Below are 22,822 nucleotides of genomic sequence, written 5' to 3' on the forward strand. Positions count from 1 at the left end.
ATTTGAACCATTAAGAAAAGATTTAAGTAGTTAAGTTTATTTTAGGTAAATATTGAAGATTTTTTTAAGTGTTGTTTATTTTTTTTCGCTTGCGAGATCTTAATTTTCCTAAACTCCTTAAATTTTTTCTTAATGGTTTAAAAATTTTAGAAAACATACAAGAATGGTAATTTCTAGGAAAGTTCAGATCAGGCTGAATGTCTTTTTCGTGACAGTTGCGGTTTTGTCAATCGCGGTTTTTTCGATGTATGAATTGGGCTATCTCGATGAATTGTTCACGATTTTAGCAAAAGATAATTACATTTTTTACTGGATGATGCTGGTCGGATTTTTGGCAGAGATGGTGGCCGGATCAATGGGAATGGGGTATGGTGTAATTTGTACGACAACGCTTTTATTTCTCGGAATTCCTCCACATGCGGTGAGTGCAAGCATACATTCTGCGGAAAGTTTTACAACGGCGGCGGGAAGCATTAGTCATATTAAATTGAAAAATGTAAGCAAAAGTTTAGTTAAAAAACTAGCTATTCCTGCGGTGATCGGAGCCATTATCGGAGCCGTATCCCTGACTTATCTCGGAGAATATTATTCTAAAATTACCAAAACAATCATCTCTTTTTATACTTTATATCTCGGAATTCAGATTTTATCGAATGCCTTTAAGCAAAAACAGGATAAAAAACTGAAAAGAAAGACAAATCTAACGAGGCTTGGTATCATTGGTGGCTTTATTGATTCTTTTGCCGGTGGCGGTTGGGGACCGTTGGTGACGGGAACTTTAATTAAAAATTCATTCACGCCAAGATTTGCGGTGGGAAGTTCCACGGTGGCGAAATTTATTTTAACCTTAACGGCAGCCATAACATTTATTTTTACCTTGGGAATCCAACATTGGAATATTATTCTCGGACTTTTGATAGGTGGAATTGTTACTGCGCCATTTTCCGCGATGCTTACGGCAAAGCTTCCTGTAAAAAGTATGTTTGTAGTGATTGGAATTCTGGTGATTGTGATGAGTTCCATTACCATTTATAAATCTGTTTTTTAATAACAGTTTATTTGTTTTACTTTCTTAAATAAAATGCCTTTGTGTATCTTTAATAAGGATTATTTATATCAAAAAAAGCTTTGTATATCTTTGCGATTATTTTAAATGCCAGCAAAGACAAAAATTGATTTTAAATTCTTTTATTTTTGGGATAAACATAGGCGTTGCACTTAATTTCGAAATACAAAGATTCAAATTTACGACTGGTTAAATTCTGTTAAATGTGGAAAAATATCAATGTGAAATATTCCATCAGTTTTGAAAATATTCTACATTTACACCATTAAAAAATTAATAATGAATTTACACGTAATTGCGCTTTTTAAATTTAATGAAAATTATTTGATGGAAGCGGTGGAACTTTTTCAGATTTTGGTAAGAGAAACCAGAAAGGAAGAGGGTTGTCTGCAATATGACCTTATTGAGGATAAAGATAATAAAGGAACATTTTTCATGGTCGAGTTGTGGGAAAGTGAAGAACATCTGAACCGTCACAACGGGCAGGATCATTTGCTGAATTTCAGAAGAGACGTCTCGAAAATGCTGGAAAGTTCGACTTTGGTTTATAAAGGATTTAAAACTTTATAGGATAGAAGTCTGAAGCTGGAGGAGGGAGGTTTATCACTTTGAAAATAACTTCCGACATCCATCTTCTATTTCCTAAACTGCTGCATAAAAACTAAAAGGCTGTTCAACTTATGAGCAGCCTTTTATTAGAAAAAATAGAAAGTATTAAAATTTATTTTGAAAGTGAATCGTCAATTCAATTTGTGTCACTAATTCTGCTTCATTTATTCTTTTTGTAAAGTATACATTTTACCTCACATTTCGTGAAATTCAACATTCGTTTTTTCTTACTTTTTAATGAATTTTGATTGTACTACCGAACCTTCTGCAGTTTCGATAACGATATAGTAAACTCCTGTTTGAAGAGCGCTGATGTCGAATGATCTGTCAGATAATTTTCCTTCAGCAACTTTTTGGGCTCCTGCAGAATAAATCTGGATATTTTTCGGATCTTTTTTAGTAATAAACTGTAAAGCCGTGTTGTCTGAATTTACAACAAACTGAACTTCTGCTTTAGATTTTGCAGCATCTGAAACAGCTAAGGTTGTTGTGAAATCGTACTTTACATCATCAATATCAACAGCCGTGTGAGGTGCAGCAACACCACTGATGGTTCTAAATACCAAATAGCTGGAAGATGAGCTGGGAACACTTACTGTAATCGTCTGGAAAGTATCTGTAGTAAGCATGGTAGGATTTCCTATACCTACAAAAGTCGTCATGTCTGTAGGACTTGAAGCAAGACCAACCTGCACCATAACCGGAGCCGAAGCAGAGTTTTTACGGGCTTTGAAAGAGATACTTTTGTTTCCTGTTGGCGAAACAATTTGTGGAGAAACCAGATACTGAGCAGTACTCACATTAGATCCCGAATACGATTGAATGTACTGATTTGAAGTTGCAGTATCATTAAAAACAATCATCATGGCTGGAGGAGTTCCGCCACTTGGAAGAACTGCAGACCATCCATTTTGTGGGAAAGTCGTGTTTCCTGCCGTAAAGTTGTTAAAAGTTTCATTAAGTGTAGCTACTTGTGCATTAGCTGTTATAGCCGAAAACATTAAGGTTCCAATAAGTAGTCTTAATTTCATAACGTTATTTTTATTTAGAATTATTATACAAAAGTATATATTTATTTTTAACTATTCTAAATAAAATCATATATTTGTCGAAAATTTTTTGCGTCTATGAAGAAGAAAGTGCTTTCCATTCTATCTTTATCCACTATTCTATGGGTGAATGCACAGGAAAATGATTCTCTGAAATCAAAGAAAATCGAAGAAGTTGTCGTTACCGGACAATATACTCAGCAATCTATTAATAAATCAATTTATAAAGTTGAGGTCATCAACGCAGAGCAGATTAAGAATATGGCGGCGACCAATGTTGCTGAGGTTCTTAACCAAAGTTTGAACATCCTTATTACTTCAGACCGTAATTCGGGAAACTCTACAGCTAATTTGATGGGGCTTGGAGGAGAATATACAAAAATTCTTATTGACAATATTCCGGTAGTAGGTGATATTGGTCTAGGTAATAATATCGACCTTACAAAATTAAACATCAACAACGTAGAACGTATTGAAGTTGTAAGAGGCTCAATGGGAGTTGATTATGGAAGCAATGCTGTAGCAGGGGTTATCAATATCATCACAAAGAAAAGTACCCAGAAAAAGTTGACATTAAATGCTTATTTGCAGGAAGAAACAGTTGGTAAAGAATACGACTGGTACAAAAAAGGAGAAGGAAGACACATTCAAAACTTAAATATCGGATACAATCTGAATGAGCATTGGTACGTCGGTGCCAATATTAATCATAATGATTTTCAAGGATTCAAAGGGAGGCAGGAAGGTTACAAATATTTTGAACAGGACGAAAAAAGAGGTTATCTGTGGCAGCCCAAAGATATTTTAAATGTCGACGGAATTTTACGTTACAGTAAAAATAAAACTTCAATTTTTTATAAGTTCGGATTTTTAAATGAAAAATTAAATTTCTATAATCCGATTGTGGAAGAAAGATACTTAGGAGATGGAAACAGAACCTATACTTCAACAGACAGAGATTATCAGACAACGAGATATATCAATCAGTTGAATATTCAGACAAAACTTGGTACAATCAATTATACAGGAGATTTTTCTTACCAGACTCAGGATAGAAAATACAGAGATTTTACTTACGATATTCCGCAAAGAAAGGTGATAGGAAATAAAGATGAGTATAAATCTTATAACAAATCAGATGTTTTTTATTCAAGAGGTGTTTTCAGCAATTTCTTAAATAGTGAGAAAATAGATTTTCAGCTCGGTTATGAATTGGATCACACAACAGGTTTTGCAGGAAATATCGCTGGAGATTTTGGAGGGACAGATGATGTGAAAAGAAAAATTTTCAATTATGCTAATTTCATGTCCGTAGAATGGAATGCAACCAATTGGCTTTCAGTTCGTCCCGGATATCGTTTAGCTTTAAGTGATAAGTTCGATACGCAGCATAATTACTCTTTAACAACGAGAGCAAAAATCACCAATAACGATAACGTTCGTCTGGTTGTCGGAAGCGCCAACAGATTCCCGAATTTTGATGAATTGTATACGTATCAGGTAGATAGCAACCACGATATTCAGGGGAATCAGGATCTTATTCCGGAAACCGGGTTTACAGCATCATTAAATGCTGATAAAAAAATCAATACAAATTCCGGTTGGGATTTCAGGGTAGGAGCAAGTGCAACTTATCTAAAAGTTAAAGACAGAATAGAGCTTGCTCAGATTAGCGTTCAGCCCCTAAGATACAGATATATTAATATAGACCGTTTCGAAAGTTATTTATTTGAAGGGAATTTCAAAGCTCAAAAAGGTCAATTTAGCCTTGCTTTAAATGCTGCTTATTACGGGATTTCCAAGTCATTAAATGAAAGCGGAATTTCTTCTCCGGATGATTTCTTTTATACATTTGAAGCTAACGCAGCAGCCAATTATATAGTTCCAAAAACCAATACGACATTGTCTTTGTTTTATAAATATACAGGAAAAACACAGATGTTTGTACTCACTTCGGATCTTACGACTTCTCAGTATATTATTGGTGAACGTAGAGATTTTAGCATGATGAACTTTACGGTAACTCAGCCTTTCTTTAAAAATCATTTTGAAGTAAGTGCAGGAATCAAAAATATTTTTGATGTATCATCGGTAAGAGATACAACGATTTCAGGAAATGCTCACGAAACCGCAGATCCAAATTCTAATCTTTTCTACGGTCGAAGCTATTTTGTAAGACTAGGTTATAACTTCTAAAATTCTTAAAAATGAAAAAAATACTATTTTATCTTTTAATAGGAGTATCATTTATATCTCAATCTTGTATTAATGATAAAGAAGATCCGGTAACAATACCAAAAACTGATGGAAGTGTAGTGAATCCTTCTGTTGGCGGACCGACCCAACCCAACCAAATCTGGTTTGATCTAGGAACAGATACAGAAATTCTTACCAAAAGAACAGATTGGGATCTTGCATTTTATTCAGGAAGCAGCTTCAAAGTAATTTTAAATTCATCGATTATGATGGCTGCAGGAAAAATTGCAAATGCTACAAATATAGATCAGGTAACAGAAGCAAGTGTTTCTTCATTAATGACTCAGGTTCAGGTTGCCAACTTTAATCCTGCGAATACAATTTATATTGATGATGTGAAAGGAGATTTTCCTTCAGGAGTTACTGCAATTGAAGAAATAAAGGCTAACGATTCCGATAATGCCATTTACTTGGTAAATATGGGTAAAGAAATTTTTGATGGAGCTGTTGCAACAGGTTCTGTAAATACAGGAACCGTAAGCAGAGGCTGGATGAAAGTACAGGTTGTAAGATCTGGAGATGGATACAAAGTAAAATATGCAGAACTGAATGCTACGTCTCATAAAGAATTAATTGTTGCTAAAAATACAGCTTACAACTTCAACTATATAAGTTTAAAAAATAATAAAGAAGTATTCATTCAGCCTGAGAAAAAGAAGTGGGATCTTGGATTTTCTGTATTTACAAATATTATTGATGGAGCAGGAAGTTATATTTATGCAGATTTTGTAACGATCAATAATGTTGGAGGAGCTGGAGCATATGAAGTTAAGGCTAATGGAACTACAGGTGTCGAAGCATATAACAATTTCAAGGTATCCGATATCGATCAGTCTAAATTTATTTACAATGACCAACGAGTGATTGGCAGCAACTGGAGAGAAGTAGGTCCTTCCGGTTATCAGGTGAAGGGTGATGTTTTCTACGTTGTAAAAGATGCGGAAGGTTTTTACTTCAAGCTTAGATTTACAAGATTGACGAATTCAAGCAACGAACGAGGATATCCTCAGTTTGAATATAAGCCTTTATTCTAAGAATTAATTAAGTAATAATATTTAAAGTTTTCTGCTTGGCTGAGTGAAACGCCTTTGCGAACGAAAAATATTCATAATTATTTAAAAAAATTCTTTGTGGACTTTGCGTTAAAAAGTTAAATATTATTCAAATAAAATTTAAATCAAATAATAGTATATCATGAAAAAATTCATTTTGGCAGCATCGGTTCTTGTTGCAGTGTATTCATGTAAAAAAGAAACCGGAGCTAAAGCTGAAAATAAGACGGAAGTAACTTCTGAAACACCAAAAACTAACAATAAAATAGTAACGCTGAACGGCGGAATTACTGAAATCGTAGCCGCTTTAGGTCATGAAAAAGAAATCGTTGCAACAGACGTTACCAGCACTTATCCTGAATCTCTGAAAGCTACGGCAAAAGATTTAGGTCATATGAGATCAATGACAATTGAGCCGATCATGGCGGTTTCTCCAACATTGATTTTAGCTTCTGATAAAGACATCGACCCGGAATTAATGAAAAAAATTCAGGATTCAAAAATTCAGACTGAAGTTTTCAAGCAGGAATTTACTGTTGACGGAACCAAAAAATTAATTGCAGACGTAGCAAAAGCAATAGGAAATACAGATTATCAAAAATTAAATGATAAAATCGATGCAGATTTAAAACAAGTTCAGCCAATTGCTAAAAAACCAAAAGTATTGTTCATTTACGCAAGAGGAAATATGTTGATGGTTTCGGGTAAAAACACGCCAATGGATGCATTGATCGGACTTGCAGGTGGTCAAAATGCCGTAACTGATTTCGAAGATTTCAAACCATTAACTCCCGAAGCGGTTGTAAAAGCAAATCCAGACGTTCTGTTCTTCTTCTCAAGCGGATTGAAAAGTACAGGTGGAGACGCAGGTGCGCTGAAAATGCCGGGTGTTTCACAGACAAACGCGGGTAAAAACAAAAAGATTATTGCAATGGACGGAGGATTGGTTTCAAGTTTTGGACCAAGATTAGGAGAGGCTGCTGTAGGATTAAATAAACTTTTAATTGAAAACACAAAGTAAATTATACGTTTATATTACAATAAGTGCCATACTGCTTGTCATTTTAGCAGTATGGTCTCTTAATACCGGGGTTTACGACTTTGGGGGTAAATCTGCGTTTGAAGTTTTAGGAAAAGTAATAACGGGAGATTCAACGTTGTCGTTGAGCGATAAATATGTAGTTTGGGACGTAAGAGCAGCCAGAATTATCATGGCGATTCTTATCGGAAGTATGCTTTCGGTTTCAGGAACGAGTTTGCAGGGATTATTCAGAAATCCATTGGCAACAGGAGATTTAATTGGTCTTACGGCGGGAGCTACATTAATGGCGGCGATTACCATTGTTTTAGGAGGGTATTTCAAAGAATATCTTCCTGAAGTAATACAGTTTTCACTGGTCGGGATTGCAGCCTTCATCGGTTCGCTTTTGGCAATGCTGCTGGTGTACAGAATTTCTACAAGTGGAGGAAAGACGAATGTCGTGATGATGCTTTTAACGGGGGTTGCCATTACAGCCATCGGTTTTTCTATTGTCGGTTTCCTGATTTATATTTCAAAAGACGAACAGTTGAGAGATTTAACCTTCTGGAATATGGGAAGTTTAGCCGCTGCAACCTGGACGAAAAATATTGTTTTGGCAGTCGTTTTAATAATTTCTTATGCTATTCTTTTACCGAAAGGAAAAGCTTTAAATGCCATGATGTTAGGCGAAAAAGATGCACAGCATTTAGGAATTAATGTGGAAAGGCTTAAAAAACAAATCGTCGTCATCGTATCATTAATGGTCGGAAGCTGCGTAGCTTTTTCAGGGACGATTGGCTTTGTAGGATTAATTGTCCCTTATATTTTAAGGCTTTTATTTAAATCAAATTACAATTTTATTTTGCCTTTATCCGCGATTTTCGGAAGTATTTTATTGTTAACAGCAGATACAATCAGCAGAAGCATTGTACAGCCTTCGGAATTACCGATCGGGATTTTAACGGCCATGATGGGAGCACCAATTTTCATCGCTATTTTGTTGAAATTTAAAAAATCAATCTAATGGTTAAAGCACATCAAATCAGTTATAAACATAAAGAATTCCATATTCTGGATGGAGTTGATGTTCATTTAAATTACGGTGAATTTTTAGCGATTGTTGGTCCAAACGGAGCCGGAAAATCCAGTTTATTGAGTGTTTTGGCGAATGAAGTGAAATCGAAACAGCAGATTTTATTTAAAGATAAAAACATCAACGAGTGGAATATTCAGGAATTATCGAAGCATAAAGCGAAATTTTCTCAGCACAACAGCAACGATATTCCGCTTGAAGTAAAAGACGTCGTGATGATGGGACGTTACCCGTATTTTGATGCTCAGCCGAGACAGGAAGACCACGAAGCGATGAACAATATGATGTACGAAACTGATGTTTATCACTTAAAAGACAGGGAATACAACACTTTGTCGGGTGGAGAAAAGCAGCGTGTGCATCTGTCGAGAGTGATGGCACAGTTGCAAAACGAAATTACCCACAAACTCATGTTTCTCGACGAACCTTTGAATAATTTGGATATTAAACATCAATACAAAGCTTTAGAAATCATTAAAAATTTCACAAAAAAAGCAAATTCTGCGGTTGTTGTTCTTCATGATTTGAATTTGGCGGCACAATATGCAGACAAAATATTATTAATGAAATCGGGTAGAGCAGCTGCTTACGGAACGCCGGATGAGGTTTTTACAGCTGAAAATATTAGCCAAGCATACAATTTTCCCTGCACCATTTGCCCACATCCCATCACCAGTAACCCAATGATTATTTTCGGATAATATGGAAAGAGAAGACTTAAAAATATTAGCTCAGAATTTGGCCAACCCTCAAGGACAAAAAGGAATTGAAATTGGCGAAATGATGAATGCAACCAACATCGGAATGACGCTGGAAAGCATTAAAACACTTTTAATTGAAGACGATGAAAACGTTCTTGAAATCGGTCACGGAAACGCTGGTCATGTCAAAAGTATTTTAAATAAAGCTAAAAACGTAAAATATATAGGAATTGATATTTCTGAAACCATGCATAACGAAGCTAAAAGATTGAATCAAGAATTTAAAAATCAGGCAGATTTTGTTTTGTATGAAGGAACAAAATTACCTTTTGAAGATCAGACTTTCGACAAAATATTCACGGTAAATACGGTTTATTTCTGGGAGCAACCGATTGAATATTTAAATGAAATTTACAGAGTGCTGAAAGACAACGGAACTTTTGTTCTGACTTTCGGGCAGAGGGATTTCATGGAAAAATTACCTTTCACACAGTTCGATTTTACTTTATATAATACCGATGAAATGGAACAAACCGTTTCTAAAAGTCATTTTAAAAGAATGAAAATCTCCGAAAAGGAAGAAGAAGTGAAAAGTAAAACAGGAAACGAAACAATAACAAGAAATTATACAGTTTTAACCATAAAAAAATAAAATAATGAGCACATTAGTTAATGATCTGAAAGAGAAATGGGAAGCTCTGAAAGCTGAAAATCCGCATTTGAGAATAAGAAATGCTGCCGACCAATTGGGCGTAAGCGAAGCTGAATTATTGGCAACTAACGTAGGAGAGGGCGTTACCGTTCTTAAACCTGAATTTAAAGATATTTTAACGGATGTTGAGCAATTGGGAAAAGTAATGGCTCTTACACGTAACGACGAGTGCGTTCATGAGAGAAAAGGAACATACCTGAATGGTGATTTCAGCAGTCCTCACGCGCAGCTTTTCGTAGGGGAAGAAATTGATTTAAGAATTTTCTTAAACCACTGGAAATTTGCTTTTGGTGTTGTGGAAGGCGATAGAAAAAGTCTTCAGTTCTTTGGAAAAGACGGTTTGGCGTTACACAAAATTTATTTAACAAAAGACAGCAATGAGGTTGCTTTCGATGTAATTGTTGAGAAATTTAAAGCAGATGAGCAAAATTCAACTTTAGAATTGGAAACTGTAGCTCCAAAAACAGAAGAAAAACCTGATTCTGAAATCGATGTAGAAGGTTTCCAGAAAGCTTGGACAGAATTAAAAGATACACATGATTTCTTCATGATGACAAGAAAATTCGGAGTAAGCAGAACTCAGGCTTTGAGATTGGCTCCGGAAGGTTTCACAAAGAAAATCGACAGCTCGAAAGTGGTAAATGTATTGGAAGATGCTTCTGAAAAAGAACTTCCGATCATGATTTTCGTTGGAAACAGAGGAATTATCCAGATCCACACAGGAAACGTGAAAAAAACACTTTGGCACCAACAATGGTTCAACGTGATGGATCCTGATTTCAACTTGCACCTTGATATGACGAAAATTGCTGAAGCTTGGATTGTGAAAAAACCAACGGAAGACGGTGAAGTAACGGCTATCGAAGTATTTAATAATGAAGGTGATTTCATTGTTCAGTTCTTCGGAAAAAGAAAACCTGGAATTCCTGAACTACAAGAGTGGAAAAATCTTGTAGCAGATTTAGAAAAATAATAATTAGGTAATTTTATAAGACCGTTTTGTTTTTGCAGGGCGGTCTTTTTTTATTGTAAAAACGTAAATTTGATTAATTAAAAAAATCTACACATAAAGCTTGTCATTCCGGAGGAATCTAAGCAAAATTATTAGAGATTAAATAAGAAAGATTTGTTTCTAGATTCTTCGGAGTAAACATGTGATGGTTATTAAAACTATAAAAAATAAAAATGAAAAATATTTTCATAGCGATATTACTTACAAGTTTCTGTTCATTCAGTGCTCAAAACTTCAAAGCTTTTCAATTCTATGATAAAAAAGGAGAGATCAAGACTGAAAAATTGGTCAAAGAATTGGCAGATTATGATGTGGTTTTCTTTGGTGAAAATCATAACAGTTCGATCAATCACTGGCTTCAGTTGAAAATTACAGAAGCTTTATTTGTTCAGAAAAACGGACAACTTATTTTGGGAGCAGAGATGTTTGAAAGAGACAATCAATCTCAGTTAAACCAGTATTTAAACGGAAAATTTGATGCTAAAACATTGAAAGATTCGGCACGTTTGTGGAATAATTACGCAACAGATTACAAACCGTTGGTTGATTTCGCTAAAGATAAAAAGCTGAATTTTATCGCCACCAATATTCCAAGAAGATACGCTTCTCAAACCGCAAAAGAAGGCTTGGAATCTTTGAATAATTTAACTGAAAAAGATAAATCTTACATCGCTCAATTACCGATAAAAGTGACTTTAGAAACACCCGGTTATCCTGAAATGAAAGCGATGATGGGCGATCACGCCGACGGAACAAAGGTGATGAATTTTATTTCGGCTCAGGCAACGAAAGACGCAACAATGGCGGAATCTATTCTGAAAAATCTTCAAGCCGGAAAAACATTTATTCATTACAACGGAAATTATCACAGCAAAGAATTTGGCGGAATTTATTGGTATATCAAACAGAAAAATCCAAATGTAAAAATGGCGGTAATTTCAGTTTTTGAGTCTGAAAATCCTGAATTGAAAGTGCCGGAAAAAGATTACATTCCAACGGATTTTAATCTGATAATACCGAGTGATATGACGAAAACTTATTAAAAAAACAGAATATTTTATCAATAGGAACGGGCTTTAGCCCGTTTTTTGTGCGCAAAATTTGTCATTCTGACGAAGGAAGAATCTCAACATTATTTTTTTAGAGATTCTTCCTTCGTCAGAATGACAGAACGAATATTTTGAAGACATTGGCTATATTTGTTTATATTTATTTAAAATGAAAAACCTATCCCTTTTCTTCATCCTTTTCATCGGTTTTATCAATGCTCAGAAACTTACTTCTAACGAGATTTCAATCATCAATCAAGGTGATAAAAATTCTGCGTTGCCGATTTATCAGACGACAGATGAAAATCAGCATAAGACATTATTGAGTCTGTCTACTGAAATCGATCCATTGGATAAAAATACGGCAATTTTAGTCAAAAGAATGAAAGAATCTTTGCTGTCAACCGACGGTGGAGTTGGAATAGCAGCACCACAAGTTGGAATTAATAGAAAATTAATTTGGGTTCAACGTTTTGATAAGCAAGACGAACCGTTGGAATATTTCATTAATCCTGTCATTGTCTGGAGGTCGGAATTACAAAATCTTGGTCCGGAAGGTGATTTGTCGATTCCTGATTTCAGAGATCAATTTTACAGAAGTAAAGTGATTCAGTTAGAGTATGTTGATTTAAAAGGTCAGAAATATTCGGAGATTGTGGAAGGTTTTACGGCCGTAATTTTCCAACACGAGATCGACCATCTTTTTGGAATTTTAATTTCAGATAAAAAGGAAAAAGAGAAAAACGATTCTTACAAAAAAGTGGATGCTTTTAAGAAAAGTGGTTCTGTGACGAGATGATTTTAATGTGACACGCTTCAGTTACTTGTTAATTTCTTCAATCATTTTAATAATTTCCAGGAAATTATTTTCTTTTTTAAAAGCTTTTATTTTTTCGAGAATCTCAGGATAATCTTTGAATACAATATAAAGATTTTCCTTTGCTTTTTCGTATTTTTTTTCTTTCATTCTGATTTCAAACGGATAGGCATACATCTTTTTTTCAGGATCGGCCGAATTTTGAAATACAAAGTTTGGATAGTCTTCTATTGTTCTCGAAACAGCATTATATCCTGTTAATACAGTAAAATAAACATTAATTTTTCCCTCCGAAACAACCTGTCCGAATGTTTCTTTAATTTTCGTCGGAGTTCCAATTAATGCATAATTATCTGCATAAGCACTGAAATTGAATAACGGAACAAAATTCATATTATCTGCAGAAAAACTTAAAATATCATTTGGAGTATATTTTACTGTTTTTTCATTTTCATTTTTTCTGAATTTTAAATTATCGTTTTGGCTGGGATACCATTTCAGCTCGCCTTCAATAGTCGACTCGTCTTTAAGTACAACTTTTCCACTTTTAAATTCTTTTGAAAAAGAATATCCCTGTCCGTATGAAAAAAATATACTTAAAATAAAAATAAAACTAAAAATTTGCTTCATGGTATTAATATTTTATGAAAATTTTGAAAGCCAAAAATAATAAATTATTCTTCATATGAAAGAAATTAATACTTTCTAATCTGCACACAAGAAACCCCATTAATTTTAATCTTTCTGCCAACTTTTTTTAACAAACCTGTCTCAGGATTTCTTTTAAATACAACAACAGTTCCGCTTCCTGAATGGGTTACAATCAGGAATTTTCCGCTTGGATCAAGTCCGAAAACTCTTGTATGCTTTCCTTTTACAGATTGATAACCAACTGTTTTTAAAGTTCCATCATTTTGGATGGAAAATATCGCGATATTGTCTTCATTACCGCGATTGGAAGCATACAAAAACTTTCCATCAGGTGAGATATGAACATCAGAACTTTCATATTCATCTTTATAATTTTCAGGATGTGTGTAGATTCGTTGGATATTATTCAGTTTTCCATTTTCGTAACCATAGACGCTCACAGCTCCACCCATTTCTTCGATGCAATAAGCAAATTTTCCGTTGGGATGAAAGGTGAAATGTCTCGGTCCGCCTCCTAAAGTTGTTTTTGTAAAAGGTATTTCTGCTGGCTGCAAAGGTTCTTTACTTTCATTATTAAATTGATACGCTCTGATTTTATCTGCTCCCAAATCGGGAAAAAAAATATAATTAAAATCAGGCGTAAAAACAGTAGAGTGGATGTGCGCACGCTCCTGTCGACCGGGATTTACACTACCTTCCGTGAATTGTAAATTCTGAACAAGAGGTTCAATTTTTCCGTTTTCAGAAATGGGATAAACGGAAACGCTTCCTTCTGTGTAATTTCCATTTACGAGCCATTTTCCACTTTTATCACTCGTTAAATAAACAGGATTTTCGCCACCGCTTTTTTGCTTATTAATGAATTTTAATGATTTATTTTCAGGATTAAATTCAAAACTGCTTACACTTCCGCCGTTCTTCGTTTTACTTTCTGTACACGCGAAAATATATTTTCCATTGGGAGATAAGGTAAGAAAGGATGGATTTAAAACACCTGTGTAAGAGGTCACTTTCGATAATTTTCCACTAATAGTATCCAACTTATAAACGTAAATTCCTTCTTTGTTTTTGTCACGGTTGAAGGAGCCGAAAAATGCATAGGCATTTTGCGAATAAAAATTAATCCAAATACAAAATGTAATGGAAAGTGTAATGATTTTTTTCAAAATATTGCTTGAAATAATTTCAAAAAGAAATATGAATTTTTTTCTATTATTTTAAATCTCTGGATTTTATTTCGCTTTCAAGTTCGTTGCTGTCGGTTTTGGTTTTTATTAGCAGAAATACAAAAATTAATGGGAAAAATGTGAAAAATCCAAAACCGTTTTTTATAGCTCCGTAAATTGAAATTCCTATTAAAAAACCTATTAATACTGCATTGATGACAAAAAGGTTCTTTAAATTTTTTCTTTTGTCTAATAATTCCTGATCACTGAATTTTGCGAATTTATTTTCTTTCATGAAGTGAATTTTCTTAGTTACTGGTTTGAGGTTTAGTCAAATGAATTATGATTTTTTAAAATTAATTATTTTCCTGAAAAAAATACCCTTAAAAATGAAAAAATCTGCCTTAAAAAAGCAGATTTTATATTATTTAAAAGAAAATATTTTAGATATTTGTCACAGACAATTTTACTTCAATATTATTTCTAGTCGCGTTTGAATACGGGCAAATTTCGTGCGCTTTTTCCGTTAAAGATTGTGCTTCTTCAATGGAAACTTCGGGAATATTCACATCCAATTCAACTGCCAATCCGAAACCTCCGTTTTCCAGCTGACTGATGCTCACCTGTGCGGTAACCGTTGTTTCACCTGTTTTAATTTTCGACAGGCTGATAACTCTGTTTAACGCACTGTCGAAACAAGCGGAATAACCCGCTGCGAATAGCATTTCAGGATTGGTAAAATCATCGTTTGCTCCGCCTAGCGCTTTTGGCATTTTTACTTCAAGATCAAGTATTCCGTTTTCACTTTTTACATGACCGTTTCTACCTCCTTTTGCTGTTACTTTTGTTGTATATAACGTTTTCATTTATTTTTCTATTTTGCTTAATATTTTTTGGACACTTTCTTTCAACTCTATCCAGTCTTCTTTTGTGACCCCAATTTTGTTATGAATTTTTTCAGGAATCTCACAAGCCTTCTGTTGAAGGGCTTTTCCTGATTCTGTGATGAATACTTCAACCACTCTTTCGTCTTCTTTTTTCTTTTTCGCTGGATAAATCCTTTCGCTTCCAATCTTTTTAAAAGAGGAGTCAAAGTTCCGCTGTCGAGATATAATTTTTCCCCTATGTTGTTCACTGCCAATCCATCATTTTCCCACAAAATCATCATGACAAGATATTGAGGATAGGTGATATCAAGCTCATCTAGAAACGGACGGTAAAGTCCCGTAATCTCTTTGGCAATCACATATAGCGGAAAGCAAATTTGATTTTCTAATTTTAAAGATTTTGAATTTTCCATACGATTGAAAAATGAAAGTGGATGATTTTTTTATTTTTTAATAATGAATTCCTCCATCGGAACACGGACTTTCTTCATATGAGAAAGCCAGTCTTTTTCTTCGTCTCTATAGCCAAGATATAGTAAACTTACACTTTTTAAACCTAATTCCTTTAAACCAAGAATTTCATCAACCACTGTGTTGTCGAACCCTTCCGCCGGTGTACTGTCAATTTTCAGTTCTGCAGCCTGAGCCAAGGCAAATCCTAATGCAATGTAAGTCTGTCTTGCAGTGTGAGCAAAATGTTGTTCGGGTGTTTGTGCACCGTATATTTCCTTAATTTTATCAGTATAGCTGCCGAAACGTCCTCTAGGTAAGTCTCTTACGTCAGTATGATAATCGTAAACTTTATCGATTTTTTCATCTGAATAGCTATCCCAAGCGGCGAAAACCAAAACATGAGAAGAATCTCTCATGACTTCCGGATTTAACGCTCCCTGAACCATTTTCTCTTTTAATTCCTGATTTTCCACCACGATAACACGGAAAGGTTGCAAACCAGATGAAGTTGGAGCCAGTCTTGCTGCTTCTAAAATTGCATTTAAATCTTGTTCCGATACTTTTTTTGTTGGGTCATAAGCCTTAACAGCGTGTCTCCATTCTAAATCTTGTATTAATGACATCTTATTTTATTTTAAAGTTATTTGATATTTACTATGCAAATATACGACCAATTAAATTGTGTGCAATTTAATTTTATAAAATAAGATTTTTGATGAAATCTATAATGTTAGATAAAATAAAAAACCACTGCAATTTTGCAATGGTTGTATTATTTTCCTTTAAATAAATATTTTCAAAGGTTGTCATAGAAATCGGAATGACAAACTGTAATTGTATTTTCAAGTGTTGAAAGTTATACCTAAAACCTTAGCCCCGATTGAAACGGCATCCTTTTTTGTTGCGGCTGTAGCGAAGCGGAAGCCGTAATAAAAAAGATATAGTGGAAAGCGGGAAATAGCTTCAAAAAATAAAAAAAATCTTGATTTGTAGATTATTTATTCACCAATTCCGCTTCAAAAACATCCACAAAATGTTTTCTGATCTTTGCTTTAATATCTTCCATTTCCTCTGGCGTCAAATCTCTTTCAAGCTCTCTTTTCATCGAAGTAACTTGCTTATCTTTAATTCCACACGGAACAATGTATTCAAAATAGCGCATATCTGTATTTACATTTAATGCAAAACCGTGTAACGTAACCCAACGAGAGGCTTTCACACCCATTGCGCAGATTTTTCTTGCGTAAGGTTTTCCGACATCCAGCCAGACTCCGGTTTCTCCTGGAGAGCGTTCTCCTTTCAAACCATAATCTGCGATGGTTCTGATGATTACTTCTTCAAGATTTCGCATATATTTATGAATATCGGTGAAGAAATTTTCAAGATCCAGAATAGGGTAGCCAACAATTTGTCCGTAACCGTGATAGGTGATATCTCCGCCACGATTCACTTTTACGAAAGTAGCGTCTATTTCCTTTAATTTATCGATTCCGGCTAACATATTTTCTTCATGTCCGCTTTTTCCTAAAGTATATACATGAGGGTGCTCAACTAATAGAAAATGATTTGGTGTTGTTATATGTTCTTCGGCAGGTAAGTCGCGATTTTTTATTTTGGTATCAATGATATCTTTCATCAGTTGTTCCTGATAATCCCAAGAGGGTTGATAATCTTTTATGCCTAAATCTTCGAATTCTACTACTTTATTCTGATGTGTGTTCATACCAATTTTTGAATACACAAATTTAGTGTTTTTTATGCTTTTATGGAATGGACAAAATCTATTGCATTTTTCTTCCAATCTCTATTTTGTAGTAAAATATTCACAAAGGCAGTTCCGATAATTCCGCCATCTGCTTTTTCAGTCACGTTTTCAAAATCTTCTTTTGATTTAATTCCAAAACCTATCATCACAGGATTTTTTAATGGAAGAGATGCTAATCTTGAAAGATATTCTTCATTTTTTAAAACGGCATTTTCGCTTCCTGTTGTTGATGAGGAACTTACAGCGTATAAAAATCCTGAACTTAAAGAATCTAAATATAAAATTCTTTCATTTGAGGTTTCCGGAGTAACTAAAAACGTAAAATTCAGATTGTATTTTTCTAAAACTTTCTGATAGTTTTTTTCGAATTCGATAGGAGGAAGATCTGGTAAAATTAATCCCGAAACTCCACTTTCAGAACATTCTTTGCAGAAATTTTCAAATCCAAAACTTAAAACAGGATTGATGTATCCCATTAAAATAATCGGGATTTTGATTTCGCTTTTAATTGATTTTAACTGAGAAAATAATTTCTCAATTGTCATTCCGTTTTTCAAAGCCAATTCATGTGCCTGCTGAATGACAGGTCCATCTGCAATAGGATCGGAATATGGCATTCCGATTTCGATCATATCTGCTCCGGAATTTTGGATAAGTTGTATGATTTCAGCGGTGTCTTCCAATTTGGGAATTCCTGCTGTGAAGTATATGTTGAGTTTTTTCATTTTTTAAATTTCGACAGATTTTAAAATTCTACCATCAGATAATTTCCATTCTGTTAGTCCGTTTGCACTTCTTCCCATAACTATTGCAGCTGCGGTTGAAGGACTACTAAATAAATAATCTTCGGTGAAAATTAGTTTATTATTATTACTTATTATTTTTCCTTCATTAATGAGTCTTTGCCTAAAATTAATTATTGACTGATTTAACGAACTTGTCACTGAGTCAGAAATTTCTGAATTTTTTAAAACTACGAATCCTTCATTAGTAACTTGTCCTTGAGCATCTGCACCTCTTGCTGCACGTATATAGAATGTATTACTTATTTGTTCTTCAATTGTTTGATTTTCATGAATTAATTCTTCAAAAATTTTATAGCCTAAAGTATTGGTTAGTAGCTTTATATTTTCAATAAATTCTTCCATTTCAGCTTGATCTGATTCTGAAATACTTGATTTAGTTGGAATATTTGAATTGTTTAAATTATAACGATTGACTTTTTTTGCAATTTCATATAATCTATTTTCTAAATATTTAATATGAGCTTTATTTAAATTTTCATCTTTACTCACAAAAACTATTGCATCATTCCAAAAATCTTTACCAGATACTTGTTGAACAATTCTTTTATAAATTTCTTCTCCTTCTCCTATATAAGCTAAGTCTTTATCATCAGAAGATTTTCCAAACAAAATATAAACACCCGTATTTTCCAATTCTGGTCGATTAGCTGAAATTTTTATTTTATTTCTAGGTATTTTAAATGCTTTTCCTGTCCAGTTTGAAAGTTCACAAGTTAATCTTCCATTGGGTTCACCATCAATAAGAAATATCTTGATTGTTTTTCCGAATATATTCATAGTTATAAGTCAATAATTTTGAATCAAAATTACGCATTTAAATTCTTCAAATACGTCTCCATGTCCTTGTCACCGCGACCGCTTAAGCAAATGACAACGGTATCTCTACCATCAAAACCTTTTTTTTCCAAGACAGCCAAAGCATGTGCACTTTCCAAAGCAGGAATAATGCCTTCTAATTTTGTTAATTCGAAAGCGGCTTTTAAGGCTTCATCATCATTTATACTGAAAAATTCTGCTCTTTTTTCTTTGAATAAATTCGCATGAAAGGGACCAATTCCTGGATAATCCAAGCCTGCAGAAATAGAGTGGGGTTCTATAACTTGACCATCTTTTGTTTGCATTACAAGACTTTTACTACCGTGCAAAACGCCCAAAGTTCCCAGAAAAGTAGTCGCAGCAGACATTCCGGAATCAACTCCAAAACCTCCGGCTTCGGCAGCAATAAGTTTTACATTTTCTTCGTTTACAAAATGATAAAAAGCACCTGCTGCATTGCTTCCGCCGCCGACACAGGCAATGACATAATCGGGATTTTCTTTGCCGGTTTGTTCCAAAAGCTGTTCCTTGATTTCTTTTGAAATAATGCTCTGAAATCTCGCCACCAAATCCGGAAAAGGATGCGGACCGACCACACTTCCAATAACATAATGAGTCGTAATAGGATTATTGATCCAATCTCTTAATGCTTCATTTACAGCGTCTTTCAAGGTTTTTGAACCTGAAGTTGCAGGAATAACTTCTGCTCCCAGCATTTTCATTCTTGCCACATTCAGAGCTTGTCTCTGGATATCGATTTCGCCCATGTAAACAATGCATTTCATTCCGAGTAAAGCGCACGCATTAGCGGTTGCAACACCATGTTGACCAGCTCCGGTTTCAGCAATAATTCTGCTTTTTCCGAGACGTTTTGCCAATAAAACCTGTCCCAAAGCATTATTGATTTTGTGCGCTCCGGTGTGATTTAGATCTTCTCTTTTTAAGTAAATCTGCGTCTGATATTTTTCACTTAAATTTTCAGCATAATATAAAGGTGTTGAACGACCAACGTAATTTTTTAATAAATCCTGATATTCTCGTTGAAAATCTTCAGATTCCATAATTTCAAGGTAGTTTTTCTGTAATTCCTCTACATTCGGATAAAGCATTTCGGGAATGAAAGCGCCTCCGAAATCTCCATAATATCCATTATCATCGGGGTTTTTGTAATTCATTTTGTAATTTATTTATAAATGAAAGATTATAATCCAATTGTTGTTTTGTAATTTGTTTGTTTTGATATAAAAGGTGAATTTTTGTCGTTAAATCAATAATTATGTTTAAATCTAATTTAGAATTATACATATTCACAGCAATTTCTAAATTGTCTATTAAATAATAAGAATCGAGTCTTTCGTACAAACAAAAAATTCTACAATAAACAAATCCTATATCAAATTTTACACTGGCTTTTACATTGTTATCCAGTAATTTATCTGCAATAATAACAAGGTGATAGCTATTCCAAAGTTTTATATTTTTAAAGAAATATTGAATATCATCCCAGTTAAAATTTTTAATGATATTAATGAAATCTCCTAATAAATCGTCCAGCTGCCAATGTTCCGTATCCTGATCATTATGAGAAATGAAATCGTGTAAATTTTTAACTTTCTGGTTCTCAAACTTTACCGGAAAAAAAGCCTGATGTACAGACTTGTGGATCGACTGCAAATTCATACGCTTGATTTTTAAAAGTTTGAGCTTTTTCGAATAATACTTTTTCACTGTGTTGTTTTTTTAAGGTTTAATTTTTATCAATAATTTGTGTAAGGGGAGTCCTGAAAGGACGACTTAAGATAGGGTTGGATGCAAATCCAATCTTAAAATAAAATACATTTTAATCCCATAAATATTTTTCATCATATTCAATTCTATGTTTTTTCAAAATTCCAATTAATTCATCTTCATAATTATTTATTAGATGATGTTGTCTTTGACTTTTAATATAATTAATTGTAGCGTATAGACTTTTTTCACTCACTGAAAAAGCTCCGTAACCACTTTGCCAAAAGAAATCTTCATATTTTGTACCTTTTGTTTTAATCCATTTTGATGAATGTGCTTTGATTTCTTGAACAAGTTTCATTAACGCTATTTTTCTGGATAACAAACAAAGGATGTGAATATGGTTATCTGTTCCTCCAATTTGTAAAACCTTGCTTTCAAAATCTTTGCATATAACTGCAATATATGAGAACAATTCTTTTTCTATTTTTTCATCGATGAAATCTTCCCTATGTTTTGTACTGAAAATAATATGAACATAGTTTTTGACTAATGATTGTGGCATCTTGTTGTGTTCTTTCTTTATTTTTCGATTGGATTTGCATCCAACCCTATCTTAAGTCGTCCCTTCGGGACTCACAGTTGTATAAAATTCTTTAAATTTTTTAATTCTATTTATATCTTTCACACCTGCATCGATTTCAAATTTTGAATTAATATCCAACGCAAAAGGTTTTTGATTTAAAATATTAATGTCATTTGTATTTTCCTCTGAAATTCCACCGCTTAAAAAATAAGGAAGAGGGATTTCAATTTCATTTAAAATATTCCATTCAAATTTTTTTCCTGTTCCGCCAAACGCTTTGGAATCCGTATCAAATAGTATGTAATTACTAGTTTTTAGTTGTTTGTTGATGGTTTTTTGTATCTTACTTACAGCTTCCATCGCCCAGCTTCCAATCCTAATTACCTTTATTATTCCAATTTCAGGTTTCAATTTTTTCTTTAACTCTGAAACAAAATTTTCATCTTCATCGCCATGTAACTGAATAAAATTCAGATTTGCTTTTTCACTTATTTCAAGAATTTTTTCTAAACTTTCATTCACAAAAACGCCAACTTTTCCTTGATGATTGATCGTTGAAATATCTTCCAAACTCAAATGATTTAAAACATATCTTGGCGATTTTTCATAGAAAATAAAACCAAGGAAATCTACATTCAAAAAAATTAGTTCTTGAATTTGGTTAAGCTTTGTCAATCCACAGACTTTCAATTTCATTTGATGATTAGTTGCCGAATTTTGCATCATCGTTACATTTGTATTTTGTTGATATTTAAATATTTAAGATAAATTCTTGAAAAGCTTTGGAAGGGTTATTATTTTTCATGAAATATTCTCCCATCAAGAATCCGTTGAATCTTTTTTCCTTTAAATAGTTAAAATCTTTAATATTGTAAATTCCGCTTTCCGCCACGGATAAAACATCTTTAGGAAGTTGATTTTTTAAATTAACAGAATGTTGCAAATCAACCTTGAAATCTTTTAAATTTCTATTATTGATGCCGACTAGATCAATTTCTGGATTAAAACGCTTAAGTTCTTCCTCGGTATGAATTTCTAATAAAACTTCCAATTCTAATTCATGAGAAAGCTCTGTGAATTCCTTCACCTGATCTGTTGAAAGACAAGCTGCAATCAACAAAACAACATCTGCTCCCATACTTTTTGCTTCATAAAATTGATATTCATCAATCATGAAATCTTTTCGCAAAAGGGGAATGTTGATATGATTTCTTACACTTAAAATATCTTCAAAACTTCCTCCGAAAAAATCTTTATCTGTTAAAATTGAAATTCCACTTGCTCCAAATTTTTCATAAGCCGAAACGACTTCTAAAGGGTAAACTTTATCATTAATAATTCCTTTTGATGGAGATTGCCTTTTAAACTCAGCAATAATTCCGGATTTTTCTTGTATGCTTTGTTTTAACGAAATTTTTCTCCTTTTAAAAAATTCTGAATCTTTTAATTGATTGACAGAAATTTTTGATTTTGAATGAGAAATTTCTTCTTTTTTCCGTTGTATGATTTTGTCTAAAATATTCATAA

26 protein-coding genes are annotated in these 22,822 nt (G+C 33.6%); 11 read left to right on the forward strand and 15 right to left on the reverse strand.

The features are described from left to right. Positions 1–163 precede the first annotated feature (163 nt). Together ACKX2A_RS19040 and ACKX2A_RS19045 are read left to right on the forward strand one after the other, a co-directional pair. On the forward strand, positions 164–1,048 hold the full coding sequence (locus ACKX2A_RS19040; protein WP_415326506.1) for a sulfite exporter TauE/SafE family protein: 885 nt from the start codon (positions 164–166) through the stop codon (positions 1,046–1,048). A gap of 297 nt (positions 1,049–1,345) precedes the next feature. Further along, positions 1,346–1,636 (forward strand): putative quinol monooxygenase, encoded by a 291-nt coding sequence (locus tag ACKX2A_RS19045; RefSeq protein WP_415326507.1) that lies wholly within the window; start codon positions 1,346–1,348, stop codon positions 1,634–1,636. Between the two features lie 266 nt (positions 1,637–1,902). Here the strand turns inward: ACKX2A_RS19045 and ACKX2A_RS19050 are convergent, their stop codons facing one another. After that, on the reverse strand, positions 1,903–2,706 hold the full coding sequence (locus tag ACKX2A_RS19050; protein ID WP_415326508.1) for a T9SS type A sorting domain-containing protein: 804 nt from the start codon (positions 2,704–2,706) through the stop codon (positions 1,903–1,905). A 96-nt stretch (positions 2,707–2,802) separates the two neighbouring features. Here ACKX2A_RS19050 and ACKX2A_RS19055 point away from each other — a divergent pair, with 96 nt between their 5' ends. The 9 genes from ACKX2A_RS19055 to def all read left to right on the forward strand — a co-directional run bounded on the left by ACKX2A_RS19055 (position 2,803) and on the right by def (position 12,419). Then, on the forward strand, positions 2,803–4,920 hold the full coding sequence (locus ACKX2A_RS19055; protein WP_415326509.1) for a TonB-dependent receptor plug domain-containing protein: 2,118 nt from the start codon (positions 2,803–2,805) through the stop codon (positions 4,918–4,920). A gap of 11 nt (positions 4,921–4,931) precedes the next feature. Further along, positions 4,932–6,014, forward strand: coding sequence for an HmuY family protein (locus ACKX2A_RS19060; RefSeq protein WP_415326510.1), 1,083 nt, complete (start codon positions 4,932–4,934; stop codon positions 6,012–6,014). 160 nt (positions 6,015–6,174) lie between these two features. After that, entirely contained in the window at positions 6,175–7,053 is an 879-nt protein-coding gene (locus ACKX2A_RS19065; RefSeq protein WP_415326511.1) for a heme/hemin ABC transporter substrate-binding protein, read from the forward strand. Beyond that, the gene (locus tag ACKX2A_RS19070) at positions 7,037–8,077 is read left to right on the forward strand and encodes a FecCD family ABC transporter permease (protein WP_415326512.1); all 1,041 of its coding nucleotides are present in this window, start codon (positions 7,037–7,039) and stop codon (positions 8,075–8,077) included. The genes ACKX2A_RS19065 and ACKX2A_RS19070 overlap by 17 nt, the downstream gene beginning before the upstream one ends. Continuing rightward, entirely contained in the window at positions 8,077–8,847 is a 771-nt protein-coding gene (locus ACKX2A_RS19075) for a heme ABC transporter ATP-binding protein (protein WP_415326513.1), read from the forward strand. Before ACKX2A_RS19070 ends, ACKX2A_RS19075 begins: the two co-directional genes overlap by 1 nt. A 1-nt stretch (position 8,848) precedes the next feature. Further along, complete coding sequence (locus ACKX2A_RS19080; protein WP_415326514.1) at positions 8,849–9,499, forward strand: class I SAM-dependent methyltransferase; 651 nt, start codon at positions 8,849–8,851, stop codon at positions 9,497–9,499. Positions 9,500–9,503: 4 nt separating this feature from the next. After that, complete coding sequence (locus ACKX2A_RS19085) at positions 9,504–10,532, forward strand: hemin-degrading factor (protein WP_415326515.1); 1,029 nt, start codon at positions 9,504–9,506, stop codon at positions 10,530–10,532. A gap of 212 nt (positions 10,533–10,744) precedes the next feature. Next, positions 10,745–11,614 (forward strand): ChaN family lipoprotein, encoded by an 870-nt coding sequence (locus tag ACKX2A_RS19090; protein ID WP_415326516.1) that lies wholly within the window; start codon positions 10,745–10,747, stop codon positions 11,612–11,614. A gap of 175 nt (positions 11,615–11,789) precedes the next feature. Then, the gene (gene def / locus ACKX2A_RS19095; protein WP_415326517.1) at positions 11,790–12,419 is read left to right on the forward strand and encodes a peptide deformylase; all 630 of its coding nucleotides are present in this window, start codon (positions 11,790–11,792) and stop codon (positions 12,417–12,419) included. Between the two features lie 21 nt (positions 12,420–12,440). Here the strand turns inward: def and ACKX2A_RS19100 are convergent, their stop codons facing one another. The 14 genes from ACKX2A_RS19100 to trpC all read right to left on the reverse strand — a co-directional run bounded on the left by ACKX2A_RS19100 (position 12,441) and on the right by trpC (position 22,820). Further along, on the reverse strand, positions 12,441–13,067 hold the full coding sequence (locus ACKX2A_RS19100) for a hypothetical protein (RefSeq protein ID WP_415326518.1): 627 nt from the start codon (positions 13,065–13,067) through the stop codon (positions 12,441–12,443). Positions 13,068–13,132: 65 nt separating this feature from the next. Next, positions 13,133–14,254 (reverse strand): lactonase family protein, encoded by a 1,122-nt coding sequence (locus ACKX2A_RS19105; protein ID WP_415326519.1) that lies wholly within the window; start codon positions 14,252–14,254, stop codon positions 13,133–13,135. A 46-nt stretch (positions 14,255–14,300) separates the two neighbouring features. Next, a complete protein-coding gene (locus ACKX2A_RS19110) occupies positions 14,301–14,549 on the reverse strand; it encodes a hypothetical protein (RefSeq protein ID WP_415326520.1) in 249 nt (82 codons plus the stop codon). A gap of 148 nt (positions 14,550–14,697) precedes the next feature. Further along, positions 14,698–15,120 carry an organic hydroperoxide resistance protein gene (locus tag ACKX2A_RS19115; RefSeq protein ID WP_415326521.1) on the reverse strand — a complete coding sequence of 141 codons (423 nt, stop codon included), beginning with the start codon at positions 15,118–15,120 and terminating at the stop codon, positions 14,698–14,700. Positions 15,121–15,167: 47 nt separating this feature from the next. Then, positions 15,168–15,554 carry a MarR family winged helix-turn-helix transcriptional regulator gene (locus tag ACKX2A_RS19120; RefSeq protein WP_415326522.1) on the reverse strand — a complete coding sequence of 129 codons (387 nt, stop codon included), beginning with the start codon at positions 15,552–15,554 and terminating at the stop codon, positions 15,168–15,170. Positions 15,555–15,584: 30 nt separating this feature from the next. Continuing rightward, entirely contained in the window at positions 15,585–16,217 is a 633-nt protein-coding gene (locus ACKX2A_RS19125; RefSeq protein ID WP_415326523.1) for an NAD(P)H-dependent oxidoreductase, read from the reverse strand. 371 nt (positions 16,218–16,588) lie between these two features. Then, a complete protein-coding gene (gene lipB / locus ACKX2A_RS19130; RefSeq protein ID WP_415326524.1) occupies positions 16,589–17,317 on the reverse strand; it encodes a lipoyl(octanoyl) transferase LipB in 729 nt (242 codons plus the stop codon). A 32-nt stretch (positions 17,318–17,349) separates the two neighbouring features. After that, on the reverse strand, positions 17,350–18,084 hold the full coding sequence (gene trpA / locus ACKX2A_RS19135; protein WP_415326525.1) for a tryptophan synthase subunit alpha: 735 nt from the start codon (positions 18,082–18,084) through the stop codon (positions 17,350–17,352). A gap of 3 nt (positions 18,085–18,087) precedes the next feature. Then, on the reverse strand, positions 18,088–18,942 hold the full coding sequence (locus tag ACKX2A_RS19140; protein WP_415326526.1) for a GIY-YIG nuclease family protein: 855 nt from the start codon (positions 18,940–18,942) through the stop codon (positions 18,088–18,090). A 29-nt stretch (positions 18,943–18,971) separates the two neighbouring features. Further along, entirely contained in the window at positions 18,972–20,156 is a 1,185-nt protein-coding gene (trpB, locus tag ACKX2A_RS19145) for a tryptophan synthase subunit beta (RefSeq protein WP_415326527.1), read from the reverse strand. Further along, on the reverse strand, positions 20,134–20,661 hold the full coding sequence (locus ACKX2A_RS19150; protein WP_415326528.1) for a hypothetical protein: 528 nt from the start codon (positions 20,659–20,661) through the stop codon (positions 20,134–20,136). The genes trpB and ACKX2A_RS19150 overlap by 23 nt, the downstream gene beginning before the upstream one ends. Before the next feature lie 160 nt (positions 20,662–20,821). Beyond that, a complete protein-coding gene (gene tnpA, locus ACKX2A_RS19155; protein ID WP_415326530.1) occupies positions 20,822–21,274 on the reverse strand; it encodes an IS200/IS605 family transposase in 453 nt (150 codons plus the stop codon). Between the two features lie 51 nt (positions 21,275–21,325). Then, complete coding sequence (locus ACKX2A_RS19160) at positions 21,326–21,991, reverse strand: phosphoribosylanthranilate isomerase (RefSeq protein WP_415326532.1); 666 nt, start codon at positions 21,989–21,991, stop codon at positions 21,326–21,328. Positions 21,992–22,046: 55 nt separating this feature from the next. Continuing rightward, positions 22,047–22,820, reverse strand: a complete 774-nt coding sequence (gene trpC / locus ACKX2A_RS19165) for an indole-3-glycerol phosphate synthase TrpC (protein ID WP_415326534.1) — start codon at positions 22,818–22,820, stop codon at positions 22,047–22,049. Positions 22,821–22,822: the final 2 nt, after the last annotated feature.

The organism is Chryseobacterium sp. MMS23-Vi53 (genome assembly GCF_047651245.1).
Lineage (GTDB): Bacteria > Bacteroidota > Bacteroidia > Flavobacteriales > Weeksellaceae > Chryseobacterium.

Excerpts from the sequence above, each read along its gene's own strand:
- ACKX2A_RS19040 (WP_415326506.1), top strand. The coding sequence starts at position 164 with ATGGTAATTTCTAGGAAAGTTCAGATCAGGCTGAATGTCTTTTTCGTG.
- ACKX2A_RS19075 (WP_415326513.1), top strand. The coding sequence starts at position 8,077 with ATGGTTAAAGCACATCAAATCAGTTATAAACATAAAGAATTCCATATT.
- ACKX2A_RS19120 (WP_415326522.1), bottom strand. The coding sequence starts at position 15,554 with ATGGAAAATTCAAAATCTTTAAAATTAGAAAATCAAATTTGCTTTCCG.
- ACKX2A_RS19045 (WP_415326507.1), top strand. The coding sequence starts at position 1,346 with ATGAATTTACACGTAATTGCGCTTTTTAAATTTAATGAAAATTATTTG.
- ACKX2A_RS19150 (WP_415326528.1), bottom strand. The coding sequence starts at position 20,661 with ATGAATTTGCAGTCGATCCACAAGTCTGTACATCAGGCTTTTTTTCCG.
- trpA (WP_415326525.1), bottom strand. The coding sequence starts at position 18,084 with ATGAAAAAACTCAACATATACTTCACAGCAGGAATTCCCAAATTGGAA.
- ACKX2A_RS19115 (WP_415326521.1), bottom strand. The coding sequence starts at position 15,120 with ATGAAAACGTTATATACAACAAAAGTAACAGCAAAAGGAGGTAGAAAC.
- tnpA (WP_415326530.1), bottom strand. The coding sequence starts at position 21,274 with ATGCCACAATCATTAGTCAAAAACTATGTTCATATTATTTTCAGTACA.
- trpC (WP_415326534.1), bottom strand. The coding sequence starts at position 22,820 with ATGAATATTTTAGACAAAATCATACAACGGAAAAAAGAAGAAATTTCT.
- def (WP_415326517.1), top strand. The coding sequence starts at position 11,790 with ATGAAAAACCTATCCCTTTTCTTCATCCTTTTCATCGGTTTTATCAAT.
- ACKX2A_RS19065 (WP_415326511.1), top strand. The coding sequence starts at position 6,175 with ATGAAAAAATTCATTTTGGCAGCATCGGTTCTTGTTGCAGTGTATTCA.
- ACKX2A_RS19140 (WP_415326526.1), bottom strand. The coding sequence starts at position 18,942 with ATGAATATATTCGGAAAAACAATCAAGATATTTCTTATTGATGGTGAA.
- lipB (WP_415326524.1), bottom strand. The coding sequence starts at position 17,317 with ATGAACACACATCAGAATAAAGTAGTAGAATTCGAAGATTTAGGCATA.
- ACKX2A_RS19055 (WP_415326509.1), top strand. The coding sequence starts at position 2,803 with ATGAAGAAGAAAGTGCTTTCCATTCTATCTTTATCCACTATTCTATGG.
- ACKX2A_RS19060 (WP_415326510.1), top strand. The coding sequence starts at position 4,932 with ATGAAAAAAATACTATTTTATCTTTTAATAGGAGTATCATTTATATCT.
- ACKX2A_RS19125 (WP_415326523.1), bottom strand. The coding sequence starts at position 16,217 with ATGTCATTAATACAAGATTTAGAATGGAGACACGCTGTTAAGGCTTAT.
- ACKX2A_RS19110 (WP_415326520.1), bottom strand. The coding sequence starts at position 14,549 with ATGAAAGAAAATAAATTCGCAAAATTCAGTGATCAGGAATTATTAGAC.
- ACKX2A_RS19085 (WP_415326515.1), top strand. The coding sequence starts at position 9,504 with ATGAGCACATTAGTTAATGATCTGAAAGAGAAATGGGAAGCTCTGAAA.
- ACKX2A_RS19050 (WP_415326508.1), bottom strand. The coding sequence starts at position 2,706 with ATGAAATTAAGACTACTTATTGGAACCTTAATGTTTTCGGCTATAACA.
- ACKX2A_RS19160 (WP_415326532.1), bottom strand. The coding sequence starts at position 21,991 with ATGAAATTGAAAGTCTGTGGATTGACAAAGCTTAACCAAATTCAAGAA.
- ACKX2A_RS19100 (WP_415326518.1), bottom strand. The coding sequence starts at position 13,067 with ATGAAGCAAATTTTTAGTTTTATTTTTATTTTAAGTATATTTTTTTCA.
- trpB (WP_415326527.1), bottom strand. The coding sequence starts at position 20,156 with ATGAATTACAAAAACCCCGATGATAATGGATATTATGGAGATTTCGGA.
- ACKX2A_RS19080 (WP_415326514.1), top strand. The coding sequence starts at position 8,849 with ATGGAAAGAGAAGACTTAAAAATATTAGCTCAGAATTTGGCCAACCCT.
- ACKX2A_RS19090 (WP_415326516.1), top strand. The coding sequence starts at position 10,745 with ATGAAAAATATTTTCATAGCGATATTACTTACAAGTTTCTGTTCATTC.